General features: G+C 42.4%; 15 protein-coding genes and 1 pseudogene. 6 read left to right on the plus strand and 10 right to left on the minus strand.

From position 1 onward, the window contains the following. Together QUA57_RS26590 and QUA57_RS26595 are read left to right on the plus strand one after the other, a co-directional pair. Positions 1 to 672 (plus strand): HAMP domain-containing sensor histidine kinase (locus QUA57_RS26590; protein ID WP_333064731.1); only part of this gene is annotated, 672 nt, incomplete at its 5' end. Positions 673 to 715: 43 nt separating this feature from the next. Continuing rightward, the gene (locus tag QUA57_RS26595) at positions 716 to 2,248 is read left to right on the plus strand and encodes an ATP-binding protein (protein WP_333064730.1); all 1,533 of its coding nucleotides are present in this window, start codon (positions 716 to 718) and stop codon (positions 2,246 to 2,248) included. A gap of 162 nt (positions 2,249 to 2,410) precedes the next feature. On the opposite strand, the gene QUA57_RS28810 is transcribed toward QUA57_RS26595, so the two are convergent. Next, positions 2,411 to 2,515, minus strand: coding sequence for a transposase (locus tag QUA57_RS28810; RefSeq protein WP_445304510.1), 105 nt, complete (start codon positions 2,513 to 2,515; stop codon positions 2,411 to 2,413). Positions 2,516 to 2,681: 166 nt separating this feature from the next. Here QUA57_RS28810 and QUA57_RS26600 point away from each other — a divergent pair. Next, positions 2,682 to 3,453 (plus strand): annotated as a pseudogene (locus QUA57_RS26600) (IS1 family transposase). A 14-nt stretch (positions 3,454 to 3,467) separates the two neighbouring features. On the opposite strand, the gene QUA57_RS26605 reads toward QUA57_RS26600, so the two are convergent. Continuing rightward, a complete protein-coding gene (locus QUA57_RS26605) occupies positions 3,468 to 4,055 on the minus strand; it encodes a hypothetical protein (protein ID WP_333064728.1) in 588 nt (195 codons plus the stop codon). 133 nt (positions 4,056 to 4,188) lie between these two features. Next, positions 4,189 to 5,574 (minus strand): sensor histidine kinase, encoded by a 1,386-nt coding sequence (locus QUA57_RS26610; protein WP_333064727.1) that lies wholly within the window; start codon positions 5,572 to 5,574, stop codon positions 4,189 to 4,191. 121 nt (positions 5,575 to 5,695) lie between these two features. Here QUA57_RS26610 and QUA57_RS26615 point away from each other — a divergent pair, with 121 nt between their 5' ends. Both QUA57_RS26615 and QUA57_RS26620 read left to right on the plus strand, forming a co-directional pair. Next, complete coding sequence (locus tag QUA57_RS26615) at positions 5,696 to 5,863, plus strand: hypothetical protein (protein WP_333064726.1); 168 nt, start codon at positions 5,696 to 5,698, stop codon at positions 5,861 to 5,863. Between the two features lie 106 nt (positions 5,864 to 5,969). Continuing rightward, complete coding sequence (locus tag QUA57_RS26620) at positions 5,970 to 6,293, plus strand: DUF3155 domain-containing protein (RefSeq protein WP_006635576.1); 324 nt, start codon at positions 5,970 to 5,972, stop codon at positions 6,291 to 6,293. Positions 6,294 to 6,654: 361 nt separating this feature from the next. Here QUA57_RS26620 and QUA57_RS26625 read toward each other — a convergent pair whose 3' ends face one another. From QUA57_RS26625 to QUA57_RS26655, 7 genes are all read right to left on the minus strand, one after another. Beyond that, the gene (locus QUA57_RS26625; RefSeq protein WP_333036782.1) at positions 6,655 to 7,188 is read right to left on the minus strand and encodes a cofactor assembly of complex C subunit B; all 534 of its coding nucleotides are present in this window, start codon (positions 7,186 to 7,188) and stop codon (positions 6,655 to 6,657) included. Positions 7,189 to 7,362: 174 nt separating this feature from the next. Continuing rightward, entirely contained in the window at positions 7,363 to 7,494 is a 132-nt protein-coding gene (locus QUA57_RS26630) for a hypothetical protein (protein ID WP_333064725.1), read from the minus strand. A 15-nt stretch (positions 7,495 to 7,509) separates the two neighbouring features. Continuing rightward, complete coding sequence (locus QUA57_RS26635; protein ID WP_333036786.1) at positions 7,510 to 7,902, minus strand: PadR family transcriptional regulator; 393 nt, start codon at positions 7,900 to 7,902, stop codon at positions 7,510 to 7,512. Positions 7,903 to 8,241: 339 nt separating this feature from the next. Then, complete coding sequence (locus QUA57_RS26640) at positions 8,242 to 8,445, minus strand: DUF751 family protein (protein WP_190657763.1); 204 nt, start codon at positions 8,443 to 8,445, stop codon at positions 8,242 to 8,244. A 384-nt stretch (positions 8,446 to 8,829) separates the two neighbouring features. Then, positions 8,830 to 10,122, minus strand: a complete 1,293-nt coding sequence (locus QUA57_RS26645) for a type II restriction enzyme (protein WP_333064724.1) — start codon at positions 10,120 to 10,122, stop codon at positions 8,830 to 8,832. Between the two features lie 2 nt (positions 10,123 to 10,124). Then, entirely contained in the window at positions 10,125 to 11,012 is an 888-nt protein-coding gene (locus QUA57_RS26650) for a DNA adenine methylase (protein WP_333064723.1), read from the minus strand. 172 nt (positions 11,013 to 11,184) lie between these two features. Next, on the minus strand, positions 11,185 to 12,120 hold the full coding sequence (locus tag QUA57_RS26655; RefSeq protein WP_333064722.1) for a metallophosphoesterase: 936 nt from the start codon (positions 12,118 to 12,120) through the stop codon (positions 11,185 to 11,187). Between the two features lie 103 nt (positions 12,121 to 12,223). Here QUA57_RS26655 and QUA57_RS26660 point away from each other — a divergent pair, with 103 nt between their 5' ends. Continuing rightward, positions 12,224 to 13,255, plus strand: a complete 1,032-nt coding sequence (locus tag QUA57_RS26660) for a hypothetical protein (protein WP_333064721.1) — start codon at positions 12,224 to 12,226, stop codon at positions 13,253 to 13,255. Positions 13,256 to 13,598 lie beyond the last annotated feature (343 nt).

The following is a 13,598-nucleotide window of genomic DNA, read 5'->3' on the forward strand; positions in this document are numbered from 1 at the left end:
GTCACCGTTGCGTCAGCTTTAGCAGAACATACCACAGAATTTGCTTCTACTTATAAGAGTGGCAAAATGAAACGCTCGGAACTAGAAGAATTTTTGGATATAGCCAGCCAAAGCAGCAACACCCTTCTAACTAATCTAAATCAGGCAGCAGCATTGATTCAGAGCTTTAAAGAAGTAGCAGTCGATCGCTCTAGCGAAGAAGGACGAACTTTCTTGGTAAGAGATTATCTCGATGAAATTTTAATCCAATTAAAACCAAAATTGAGAAATAGCAAACATTCGATCGAAATTAAGGGAGACACCAAAATAGCCCTAGATTCTTATCCAGGTGCATTATCCCAAGTTATCACAAATTTGCTGATGAACTCTCTGATTCACGCTTACGAACCGGGCGCTAGTGGAAAGCTGGCTTTTGATTGGCAGCAACAGGGATCTCGACTTAGCTTTGAATATTCCGATGATGGTCAAGGCATTCCCCCAGAAAATTTAAGTAAAATTTTCGAGCCATTCTTTACTACCAAACGCGGTCAGGGTGGTAGCGGGTTGGGATTGCATATTGTCTACAATTTAGTTACCCAAAAACTTCTGGGTGAAATAGAATGTAAAAGTGAGGTCGGAGTCGGCACCAAGTTTATTATTAAGCTACCCGTCCAAATCGATTCACAACCGTAGTTTCCTAAATCCCAACATCAGTAACACAGAAAGGTGAGCAGCAATGGACAAGAATATTTACGGCTTTTCAAATGAAAAATCATCTGAAGAAGTGTTATTTGCGGAAGAAGTTAACTCAGATGAAGAGTTATTTTTTGCCGATGAAGTATCAGAAGATTCTCCGACAGAAAGCTGGAAAATTTTGATTGTAGATGATGAGGCTCAAGTGCACACAGCTACCGATCTCGCCTTAAGAAAGTTTGTTTATGAAAATAAATCTTTAAAATTTATTAGTGCTTATTCGGCTAAGGAAGCTAAACAGTTAATTCAAGAACATCCTGATGTGGCTATCCTCCTGCTTGATGTAATCATGGAAACGGATGATGCTGGCTTAGAGTTTGTGAAATATGTCCGCGAAGTGTTAGGCAATCAGTTAGTGCGAATTATTTTACGCACTGGTCAACCCGGCCAAGTACCCGAAAAAAGCGTTATTATCAATTATGATATAAATGACTATAAAACTAAAACTGAATTAACGACATCAAAGCTATACACTACAGTGCTAACAGCTTTGAGAAGTTTTTGTTTAGGTCAGAAATTGCAGTCTGAAATAGAGCGGCGCGAACAAATAGAACAAGCACTCCGTATCAGTGAAGAAAAAGAACACCAAAAAGCTCTTGCCTTAGAGCATTTTGTCCAAGAACTGCAAGAGACACAACTCCAGCTAGTTCAAAGTGAAAAAATGTCTAGTCTCGGTCAATTAGTCGCAGGTGTCGCTCATGAAATTAATAATCCGGTTAACTTTATTTACGGCAATATCTCCTATGCGAAAGATTATATTAAAGAACTCATCTATGTGTTGAATCTCTACCAACAGCATTACCCACAACCAGAAGCAGAAATTCTCAATGCAATAGAAGATGGAGAGTTGCCATTTATCATGGACGATTTGCCAAAGTTGCTTTCTTCCTTGCAGTTAGGTATCGACCGCATTCGTATAATTGTGGAGTCTCTACGCAATTTTTCGCGCTTAGATGAAACTGAAATCAAATCAGTAGATATTCACGAAGGTATTAATAGCACCTTGATGATATTGCAGCATCGCCTCAAGGCTAAGTCAGATCGTCCTGCTATTAATGTGATTAGAGACTATGGTGAATTGCCGCTTGTAACCTGTTACGCAGGTCAGCTCAACCAGGTGTTTATGAACCTTTTAGCGAATGCTATAGATGCTTTAGAAGAGCGGCAAAGTAGAGAAGAGGGTGCAGTTTTTCACCCCAAAATTTTGATTCGTACTGAAGTCCTACCGGGTAGTTCGCAGGAGAATATTAGCACGGGTTCAGGCATTCGGGTAACAATTGCCGATAATGGCGCTGGCATGACTGAGAAAGTTCGTGCTAAACTTTTCACTCCCTTTTTTACTACTAAACCAATAGGAAAAGGTACAGGCATGGGATTGTCAATCAGCAAAAAAATTCTGCTAGAAAAACACTGCGGTCACTTGGAGTGTATTTCTACGCCAGAGCAGGGAACGCAGTTTATTATTGAGATGCCTACTATCTGTATAGGAACCCATCTCGCGGTAGCTATGGCCTAGAAAATTCATAGGGCTGAATTGATCGTATAGCTGTTTTCAGTGGCATAAAAACAGGGTAAGTGCTAATGGCTAATTAATCTGAATTATGACAGACTTTTTTCGCGCAGCAAGTCCACCCCTTCAAAAGTCGGGCTGCTGTGGCTAAAGCCACCTTCTTCTAACTTAATTGTGTTGGTTTCCCATATATTTTTTAACAATCTCTTCCGAGGTCTTACCAACTGTGCCGTAAAAATACCCCCTATTCCATGTATATAGAGTACAGTGCAGTCAGTAGATAAGCGGAAAAAATGAAACTTTCTGCGATCGAGTTTCGTAAAAAAATAGTCAAAGCTGATGAACCCGGTGATACATCAATTAGGGCGCGGCTGAATTAGGGTATGATAAGTTTATAGTGCGATCGGCAAAAAAATAACACTCATTAAACGCAGATATTCTGCAATGTCCTGAATGTCAGGCAACTTCTGTTAATAAAAATGGTCATAAAAAAAGGTAAACAGAATTATATTTGTGTCGGTTGTTGCAGACAATTTATAGATTGCTATCAACCTCAGAAAGGTTACTCTGAAGAAGTTAAAAATTACTCTCTAAAAATGTAGGTCAATGGTATGGGTTGGCGAGCAATTGAGAGAGTCAAAAATGTGCTACGACAATAATTAATTGGCTCAAACCAGTAGGAAAACTCTTGCCAGATTTTGAGCGCACAGAGACAAATCCACAACTGGGTGGATTGGATGAATTAGAAACATTTGTCGGCTCACAAAAAACTTGCATCTGGTTATGGACAGCAGTAGACCACTTTACACCCGCTATTTTAGGATGGGTATTAGGCGATCATAGTCGCCAAACCTTTGAACAACTTTGGACTGTTGTTCATAAATCGAAATGCTATTGTTATCTGACAGATTGCTGGAAAGTTTACCCAAATTTTACCGAGGAATGTCAAATTATTAACACAACCTATAGGACAAGAGTTGAGCGCGAAAATACAATATTAATACACCCTGATAGCTAGTTTGAAGCGAAAAAAATTTTGTTCTTCTAAATGAGACAACAAGTTGATCAGACTTTCTTTTGGATTATTAATTTACTATATAAAATTTGCTAATCTTCCAATGCCATATCAAAATCAAAGAAATTATTTTGGTTTTATGCGATTGCCGGCGTTGCTTAGTGATCCCTTAATTCAGAAACGACTTTTTTTGTAATATCATCGACGCGATCAACGATTTTCGCTTTGCTGGAAATGCCGCCAAACTTCATGATGACAGACGTACCAAAAATACACGGCTAAATTCACAAGACCTAATAATTTAGTGCCATCTTCTAGCATCGCGTGTAATGCTTGATGTGGAGTCTCTAAAAGATCCTCTAACCGCGAGATAGCAAACAAGAAGAATGCTGCAACTAATGGCAGGTAATGAGTGGTTTTGATGTATCGCCAAAACTTAACTCCGTAAAGGAAAACTGCACTCCCATAACACAAATAAATTATTTTCTTAGATATTCCCAACCGAGACATAATCAAAGTCATCCGAAACCTGTCATCCAGGTAAAAGGCTCCCAGGAGTAAAGCACTAAAAAATAAGAATATCGCCGATCTACTACCCCGATCTTTTTGGCGCAACACTCCGAAAGTAAATGCACAAATTGCGACTGGGAGACACCCGAGAACTTCGGAAACTCCGGTGAGAATGCCTTCGTAAGGGAACCAGAAATTAAAAGGGTCGCTAAATAGGCGTTCAACTCCGCGTCCCTTGTTGTTGAGTTTGGCGTATATGCTCACCCCGCCCAAAATCAGAAGAGTCATAATATTAAAAAAAGCTAAAAACGGTACACCAAAAAAGTTTTTCTTGAAAACTTTTAAAGAATTTGATAACTTGGAAATTTGATTGGATAAAGGTAGATGCTTCATAAAAAATGTCTTTAAGCAATAGAGTTCGTTACTTATTCACTGGTAGCCAAACCACAAAGGTAGTGCCGCGATCGGTTGGATATAAATGAGTTTCCGCCGATGGCAGCCATTTAGGATTGACTGGGGAAAATACTTCTATTTCTCCTTGCATTTGGCGGACTAAATCGCGGGCGATCGCCAAACCCAATCCTGTACCCGGAATTTCGGTCTGCGCTTTTTCTCCCCGGTAGTGCCGCTCAAATAAATGCTCTAAATCCTGGGGAGGAATGCCGGAACCTGTGTCGCTAACGGCAACTGCTATGGCAGGCAATTGGCTGTATCCTGCCCGATCGCCATCCGCTGCTTTGTACCTGACTTTAATATAAATTTGGTGGCCGGCAGGGGTATATTTCAAAGCATTGTCAATTAAATTGCTCAAAACTTCGCGCAAAGCTCGATCGTTCGCTGAGACTGGCGGCAAATCTGCCGGAATGTCGGCTAGCAATTTCAGATGCCTTTCAGATGCGATCGCCTCGGCGGAAATTAACAGCGGTTTTAAGACTTCTGCCACAAAACAGGATTCCTGCAAATTGGCAGCAGGTAACAGCGACAGAGGAGAATGCCGGATTGATTCCACATTGGACATTGCTTTTTCTGAAGTCCCCGATCGCAGTTTTAGATGTGCTTCGCCGGTGTCAACGGTTCGATCGAACTGGCCCAGCAACTCTTGCAGCCGATCGCTCTCTCGGACAATACTAAAAGCCACATTGCGGTTTTTGTCTTCCGGTACCAGCCGCCGCGCTAACAGCTTGCCAAAAGTTCGCAACGCTGTCAGCGGACTTTTGAACTGGTGCAGCAAATTGTGCATCGTGTCGTAAACCTGAGCCTGGATTTGCCGACTCGTACCCAATTCCTGCTGCATCCACTGCGATCGCTGGTCTAAAATGCAGGCTAGGGCTAAGGTGCGAGCAATTTGTTGTATCTGAGCCTCTTCTCGCTCGTTCCAAGGCCTGTCTTGCCGACCGCTGACTAGGAGTCCCATTACAGCTCCCTCGTGTATCAGAGGCGTCACAATTTGCATCCGCTGCTGCCACACATTCTCCGGGCCTTGGCACTGATGGGAACTGCGCTCCTTACCCGGAAGTCGCTCGGGTGCGATCGCCCCCACCGTTGATTCTTCCACAGGCCGAACCGGCGGCGCCAGCAGTCGCGGCACTGGTTTCACTGTCGAGCTTTCGGAACATTGCAACCTCAACCCCTGATTTTCTTCCGATTCGGCTGAGCTTTCTGGGTAAACTGCGATCGGCACCAACTTTGCTTCGCTGCCTTCTACCAACTCTTGTGTCAGGTATACCGCGCTGAATTTCGCTCCCAAACTAACGGCGATGGCCACCTGCGAGCGGCAAAGTTTGACAAATTCTGAACTGGCTGGCATTAACATGAGCGCCACATTAAGATATCTAACGGAATTCTAAGTAAATTACAAACGATCGGCTACCGATTACTGATGAGAGACTTCTAGGTTTCAGGTTTCTTCCCTTTGATAGAAGGCAGCTATGTTGAAGGCATGGGGCTTTCATGAACCAAAATTGCCCCGCATCGCCCTCCGCGCAGCTTCCACCGATCCCCAACCTTGGATCTTGCCGGAACTTGCGGCCAGCCCTACCACAACCCCTACACTTTTGTCGATCGGCACGAATGTTAAGATTATGTCGATATATTAAAAACAGTTGAAATTTTGAGCTAGAACGGATATACTGGCCTCGGATTTGGTAGCTATCATTACAACCTGTCTGCTCATACTGTCTGCTCACAGAGGAGGTAAAGAAATTGGCCAGGAGACGCAAACGCAAGAGTCGCCGCCGACAAGAAGGACGCAGAATTTTAGAGTGTGTGCCTCAATATAGCATCGAGAGCGGCGAAGATAAACCCGTAACAGCGGCTCGCAAGTTCATCCATGCAGAAGGCATTGCTCCCCCAGCTTTGCTGTTAGTCAAGCGTAACGAGCATACCACTGACAGATACTTCTGGGCTGAAAAAGGTTTATTTGGAGCCCAATACGTAGAAGAGAACCATTTCTTGTTTCCCAGCTTAAAGGTGATGTTGGAAGCTACCACAGAAAAAATTCCTGTGGTGTCAGCCAGCCGCGCATAGCTCAAAATGTTTAGCTCAAAACATTGACAGCAATGTTTTTCTAAGTCTTTTAACAAAAGCGCGAGAGTTCTCATTGTCTGGAGAGTGCCAACTGAAATTTCTGCGAAAAGTCCTTACGAATTAGGGTATAAGGAGCCATCGCAACAGGCTTGATCGCAGCCCAAGGGCGATCGCCACAATTGGCACTTTCACGATAATGGTTTTTTTTTACTTTTTGGTCGATCGAACAAGTGGATCAAAAAAACAGCCACTGGTTTATCACTGGTTTATCAACGAAAGAGCCGCTCTTGAGTCATCGGTTTGTCAGCTAGAAGTCTAACTACGGCATCTAGCATATCAAAAAACGTTCCGCGTCAAACTTTTAATCGATCGGTTTCAAATCTAAAGCTTTTTGCATGGCTGCTAGTTCATCGCGGTGAGCTCTGACAGTAACAAAGCTCTTGGTTTGGCTTCCCGACTCAGCAACTGATTCGAGTTTGAGGGAGACTTGCTCAGAGCGTCCAGCTTTTTTCCAGTAAAATACCCCCGCTAGCGGGGACAGCAGTACCAAAGCTAGGAAAATTTGACCCTGTTGAGGAACTAGCATTCCCAAAACCAGTCCCAAGCACAGAGCGCCGCCTGCACTCAGCAGAGTTAGAAAAATAGCTAGAAACCAACTCGGCCGCACAAAACCCTCAAACGTGACTTTATAGTTGGGGGCATCGACGGCTGCAACTCGGTAAGCTCTATCGGCAAAATACTGTTGTAAGTCGGCTAACAGTGACTCTTGAGCGCTCTCAGAAGCCAGCTTGACTTGTTCGATTCGATCTTTGACTGAAGCCTTGATGAAGAAAAACAAGCCAACAGCCAGCAGTAGCGTTAGCACAAATGTTGAAGGAAGAACAGCAGTATCCATCGGTAGAAGTTTGTGTAATTGAAATTATCTACTATTACTTTACATAACTTGACATACGAAAGCGATCGAGGACTTACGCAGACACTTTGTTATCAAAATTCGCAGAAAGCTTCTTCTGCAAGGCGTTTTGCTCTCCATCACCCAATTCCCCTATCTCCCCATCATCCCTAATTCTCAAGTGACAATGCGTAAGTCCTGACGTAGTGTAGCTGCTTTAATCGCTGTGCCGCGGGCGATCGAGCAAAGCGAAGGCAAGGAAGGCAAATCGCTTTGCAAGTAGCGCCAGCATCTCCAGGGTTTAGGCATCCGATTCCAACTCGGTTAACCCGTCTGACCAGTTTCTAAGGGGCGGGAACGACGCTCTGAAGCGCCGTTTCCCTGACCAATGTAATCGTGCCAGAGACGAGCAAGGTCTTGAGCTTGGTGCCGCCACTCAGCGAGGATTTGATACATCCGGCGGGGGCGGCCGCGTCCTTCTACTTTTTTCCAGTAACCGGTGATGACGCCTTCATCTTCGAGGAATTTCAGAGCGCTGTAGAGAACGGTATCAGAAAGGCGGTAGATGGGGAATTCCCTCTCTAGTTGGCCAATCAGTTCTGTACCGTAGGAATCTCCGCGCAATAACACGGAGAGAATGTAACACACAGCTAATTCCTTGTTTAGATAAACAGGAGGGGGGTCTTGAAAAAATTGATAGATATGTTCAAACTTCATCTGTCTTGTCCGCTGGAAACTCTCGTGATACCGTCAGGTTAACGGGAGAGGAAAGCGGGGCGGGGTGTGCCGCTTCCTAATGATTAAGTGGGACACCGGGGAAACAGAGGTGCAGTATTTCCCCAGTGAATGTTGATAGCCCCAAACGCCCTGCACTTCGGTAATGTTTGCCTGCGCCTTGGTTGAGCAGCACTGGCGTAACTAGCCCAATTTTTTTCCTCTTCCAATCTATCGCAGCGACTATTGTCAAGTGTGCGATCGCCTGCAAGAATTGGCAGCTACTTTGGGAGTTAGTGTTTTAACTGAATTTGCCGTTGATGTTTGCGTTTTAGCTTGGCTTTAAACCGAACTCAGGCCTAACATAGCCCGCAGTGTAAAAGTTAGAAAGACAAAAGTCGCTACAATCGAACTAATCAGGGCGATCGCAGTTGCCGGTCGATCGAGCAGGGGTTTGAGTCGCTCGAACAGGAAAAAGAAAATTCCCAGACATATCGTAATGAAAAAGCGCGGGTAGCGAGAGACGTTATTAATAAAATCTTGCATGAGCTTGGTGGGGTAAAGTGTCACAGCACGATCTTTGACTGGTAACACTTGTGAGCGAGTTAGACAATTTTGGCACAGCCGGAGCTAAATCCGCCAATCGGGCGATCGGGCATTTTTGCCGGCGAGGCTGACATATATAATTCTAACGAAAACTTTTTGCCGATGGCTCCGGCACTGTCTGTTTAATGCCACGCGACCTCCGGTAAGAACTTCAGAAGTATTTCTATTGAGTTCTAGTTGTGATAAATATTATAGGGCCGTTATTTCTAGATAAATGTCTGCTTCCGCACCTTTTAAAGTCTTGCCGCGTCCCTTTCTGCGAGGGCCCCGAAGCAAAACTAGGTTGAAGATATTAAAAACCCAGAGAATCAAACTATCCGAATTTTAGTCTTTGATTTGGGACCAAATCCAAAAAATCCACCCTCGGACAGTAGAGTAACGCCTTTTGATAGTTGTAGGATTAAGATCGAGACGAATTTCTGAGATTATTTTACAGATTTTATCTTCTGGCGGAATTCCTCCCAGTTTAAGCGCTAATTGAAACACTAAATAAAAAACTTGACGTTCTAAAATCTTATTAATCAACTCTAGATATTTTAATTTAGGTCTTTTCTGTAAAATAGACCTTCCTTCACTGGTCAAGCAAAAAGTAACTTTTTTTGTCAGGGAATCTTTATAATTTTCTATCAGTCCAATATACAGGCCAGCATTAGTATAATAGTCAGTTTGCCTACGGTCAAATTCATAGTTTTCTGTAATATCATCTTTGGTTAAATCTCTTTCTAATAACAATGATAATAAATCTACTACTCTCTCAAATTTATCAGCTTGTGGCAATGGAACATCTGGCTCTGCAATTACTTTAATATTATTGAATACCCGATCGACATCACTCCGTTGTATTTCTTCGGGAGCGATCGTATAATTCTTTTGTGTTATCAGTTGGAGAGAGTTATAATCTTTATCATTGCTAAATTCATAAATAAAAAAACTAAAAATGTCGTTAGAGTATGTCATGAATACTGGAATTACTTTTTTAGTTATTTTTTTTGACCACAATCTGTAAGGATAGTAAAGTTGTCGAATCAAAAAATTCTTAATAAAATATTTTTTAGCTTCTATCAATATAAAATAATTTTCACTTTCAAATCCTGCATCTATTTCACACTGAGAATTTTTAACTTTGATTGAATATGGTTCGTTGGCGAGTGAATTTATAATATTAAAATCAAAGGACTCTGTAGACATTCTCCCAGAAACAGTATAAGCTGTTTTTTCGCAGAATAAATCATCTATAATACCGATATTAAATGCACAGTGCAATGCGGAACTTTCAGAATATAAATTTGTGTAATCTATACTCTCTATCCCGGGAGGAAACTCAAAAGGAATAACTTCACTTTCACTATCATATTTAACTTCAAAGTGTGTATCAAACTTCCCAATAACGTATTTAGAACGAGAAATGGGCAATATGGATAGATGATTTTCTCGAAAGATATCTGGCAAATTAACCGAGTGATCGAACTTTGCCATCAGCCTGCTTTCTCTTTCTTGATTAATTTGACCAGATGCTATTTCAAAAAAACCATTTTTCTCTACCTCTTCTAATATCTTATGCCTTTCAAATAATATTTCCCAAGCTTTGTCATTGGCAGTTTTCTGGCTTTTACTCATATTTATTTATCCTTAATTTCATAATTCAAAACTAATACTTCATCAACCATACCTCTTTTCAAGGCATTTGAGTTGATACTTCTCGTTGCCCTAACTTTTATGATTGTATCCTGATAATCCTTGTACAAATCCAGAATAAAATCCGTACAAGAATTACTCAGCATTACCTTGCAACCTCTTTTATGTAAAGCGTCAAACTCTTCTTTTAGTCGTTTTTGTTCGTCTCTATTAAAGCCATTGACATCATATCCAGTAAAAGAAGCTGTTTCCGACACAGGATCGTAAGGAGGATCGAAATAAACAAAATCTCCTTTCTTTGCATCTTTAACAGCATCTTTAAAATCCTGATTTAACAGTGTGATATTATTGCTATTTAAGTATTTGTTCACAGCTATTAAAACAGCGTCATCTAAAAAATTGGGATTTTTATATCTACCAAACGGAACATTAAACTGACCTTGGGAATTAACCCTAAACAAACCATTATAGCAAGTTTTATTTAGATAAATGATTCGTGCTGCTTTTTCCACTTCAGACAAAAGTTCATATTTTTTCGTTGAACGATCTAAGTCTCTCATCTGATAATAAGAAGTTTCGCTATTGCTATATTTATCATTGCTTAATTCCTCCATCAGCTCATCTAATGAGTCTCGGATTACTTCATAGCAGTTAATCAGTTCTTTATTGCTATCATTGATAACAGCTTTTTGGGGTTGTAACTCAAACAAGAGTGCGCCTCCACCTATGAAAGGTTCATAGTATGTATGTTTACTTGTCAGCTTAGGAACATACTTAATAATTTCTGGCAATAATTGTCTTTTACCTCCTGCCCATTTCAAGAAAGGTCTTACTAATGGATTTTTCCCTCTTACTAACGTATCGCTTTTCACTCAGATTCCTCTAACGCTACTATCAAATAACAATATATTATAAGTTGAATTTTAGTTCAAGTCAAGAGGGAATGGTGATATTGATTCAAGGTGTAAGTCGCAGTTAAATATATCGACAAAAGCACCTTGACATAAATCTATTCATCTGATACGTCTGGGAAAACAATCAGATTTAAGCCGATCGCACTTGAATCACCCCTCGGTCAAAAACCCGTTTGTCAGTACCGATAGAACTGACAAACATCCGGTCTTCATAGACATCAAACGTCGCAAAACTCAGGCGGCTAGCAGAATACTCCGTCCACTCAGAACGCCCCACCGGACGAGTGCCAGCCCCAGCCCCGCAAATTAAATAAGTCGTACCGTTAATCGAGCGAGTGCGTTCGTAACTGTGCTCGTGTCCGTTGATATAAAGCTGCACGCCGTACTTTTGAAACAAAGGCGTCAAAGTCTTAATAAAAGATTGATCCGATCCGTACACGCCAGAGGAATAAATCGGGTGGTGGCCGAACACAACTTTCCAAGGTGCGGTGCTCTGACTCAACTCTTTTTCCAGCCAAACAAGCTGATTTTCCCAGTCAGCATTGTGATTGGTATCTAAAGCAAAAAACTGTACCGGGTCGCGCCGAAAAGTATAGTAGCGACCTTGCATATTAAAACCCGCATATTTAACTTGCTGGTCGCCGTTACCAGTGCGGATGTCGTGATTTCCCAGACAAGCATAAAATTTTACGTCTTGCTGCAATAACGGCCCATAAGGTTGCTCGAAAACAGCATTAATTTTTTCAAATTCACCGTTATTGTAGATATTGTCGCCGGCGAGAACAGCAACATTAAAAGGGTTTTCCCGGTGATATTGCGCCATCGCCTCAGCGACAGCATACTGACCTTCAGCGCCCGTACCGGTGTCGGCTACCGAAATAAAGCGTAAAATAGGCGGTGAGGCCGGCAAAGAGACCATCGCCCTTTCTGCCTCAACGTTAGAAGGCACAGCAGCGTTGGCGTCTGTACCCCAGGCAGTCCGAAGCTGAAACATTTTCCAGACTCCGGCAAAACCAAAGCTGCTGAGACTGCCTAAAATTAGAAAGTGACGGCGTTTGATGCTCATTTTGATTCGGTTACAACTAATAAAATGATAAATTAAGGTTGAGATGGCTCAACTAAAAATTTATCGCTTTTAGATATATTTGCAACGCCCCAAGGCAGAGAAAATGTCAGAAGAACAACTAAACCAGTCAATTCCAGAACCCTCTCAATCTCCGACACCGCAGGTTGATTCGGCTGCAAAGTCTGCCCCCATTGGCAGCAAAACTCAAAATGCCAGCAGCGCGGTTCCCAAAAATCAGAGAATCAAAACTTTGATGGCATCGATTGGGAATTTGGGAAAAAAAGGCAAAAAATTACCAGCCGAACCCCCCTTGCAGCAAGTAAAGCCGATCGCGCCCACCGCTTCTGACTCAGCAACAGTAACTCCTCCCGCTGTTGCAGCAGAAGTTAACAGTGTGCCACCAAAAGTTGCTGTAAAAGTTGAGAAAAAACCTGTATCCCAACGCAGGGAAGGGAGTTTTTTACAGAACGTCGGTGTACTTTGGCAAAGTATTGTGCGGCTAGTGCGATCGCTACTGCCACCATCTACGAACCAGAAGCTGTCCGATCCAATTTTAAACGCCGCCATAGCAGCAATTCTGATCGTTGCAGTCGGTTTAACTTTCAACAGTTTCTCAGGAAAACCGCCGGAGAAAGTAGCAAAAGTGCCTTTGCCAGCAGCGCAGGAGTCGCCTCCAACTTTTGGTGATTTTATGGCATCGGGAACGCCGAAATCGCCAGAGGCGATCGCACCGTCTGAGCCAATCTCTGCTAAATTCAAAAGCAAGTTGCCCGATTTAGTGGCGCCGGAAAAACCGCAACCAGTAGAAATTATCCCACCGCCCCCGCTGACGCCCGAACAGTCTCTGATTGCTGGGATTCAAAATCAAGTTACTGACATTAAGAATCGACTGGGCGGCGGTTTAGTTGAGTCTGTTCAAGCTAATTTTTCCAGCAGCATTTTGACAGTAAAAGTCGCTGAAGATTGGTACAAGCTCAGCGTAGTTGAGCAAAATCAACTAGCAACCAAGATGTGGAAGGAGGCTAACTCACTCGATTTCAGCAAGTTAGAAATTGCGAATATGGAAGGCAAGTTAATAGCTAGAAGTCCGGTTGTTGGTTCGGAAATGATTATTTTAGAGAGAGGGATTAATTAGAATTTAAATAGTCTGTATCTGTACACCATCTTACCAGCCTTAGAGTCCAGGACGCAGAACCTAATTATGTAGCGTGCTCCCTGTGTACCTTACGGCTGTTGATTTGTTTGAGAAATCTCGAACTTTTCCAAGCTCCGACAGAATGCTAGCATTAAATCATATCATGTCAGCGGTCACGACCACAATTAAATAGGTTTGTAGTGAGGGCTTCAGTCCTCATAAAACTACTAGGAATGAAGTTCTCATATCATGTCCGGTCGATTGAGGGCGATAAGGTAGACAGTTAATTAACATTAATGCTCGACAAATCAGAGAGCTAATTGTCACGCTCCTGCTCCTGCCT

Source organism: Microcoleus sp. Pol7_B2, from assembly GCF_036701035.1.
Taxonomy (GTDB): domain Bacteria; phylum Cyanobacteriota; class Cyanobacteriia; order Cyanobacteriales; family Microcoleaceae; genus Microcoleus.

Coding starts and splice junctions, on each gene's coding strand:
- QUA57_RS26595 (WP_333064730.1), top strand. CDS start 716: ATGGACAAGAATATTTACGGCTTTTCAAATGAAAAATCATCTGAAGAA.
- QUA57_RS26605 (WP_333064728.1), bottom strand. CDS start 4,055: ATGACTCTTCTGATTTTGGGCGGGGTGAGCATATACGCCAAACTCAAC.
- QUA57_RS26610 (WP_333064727.1), bottom strand. CDS start 5,574: ATGCCAGCCAGTTCAGAATTTGTCAAACTTTGCCGCTCGCAGGTGGCC.
- QUA57_RS26615 (WP_333064726.1), top strand. CDS start 5,696: ATGTTGAAGGCATGGGGCTTTCATGAACCAAAATTGCCCCGCATCGCC.
- QUA57_RS26625 (WP_333036782.1), bottom strand. CDS start 7,188: ATGGATACTGCTGTTCTTCCTTCAACATTTGTGCTAACGCTACTGCTG.
- QUA57_RS26630 (WP_333064725.1), bottom strand. CDS start 7,494: ATGCCTAAACCCTGGAGATGCTGGCGCTACTTGCAAAGCGATTTGCCT.
- QUA57_RS26635 (WP_333036786.1), bottom strand. CDS start 7,902: ATGAAGTTTGAACATATCTATCAATTTTTTCAAGACCCCCCTCCTGTT.
- QUA57_RS26640 (WP_190657763.1), bottom strand. CDS start 8,445: ATGCAAGATTTTATTAATAACGTCTCTCGCTACCCGCGCTTTTTCATT.
- QUA57_RS26645 (WP_333064724.1), bottom strand. CDS start 10,122: ATGAGTAAAAGCCAGAAAACTGCCAATGACAAAGCTTGGGAAATATTA.
- QUA57_RS26655 (WP_333064722.1), bottom strand. CDS start 12,120: ATGAGCATCAAACGCCGTCACTTTCTAATTTTAGGCAGTCTCAGCAGC.
- QUA57_RS26660 (WP_333064721.1), top strand. CDS start 12,224: ATGTCAGAAGAACAACTAAACCAGTCAATTCCAGAACCCTCTCAATCT.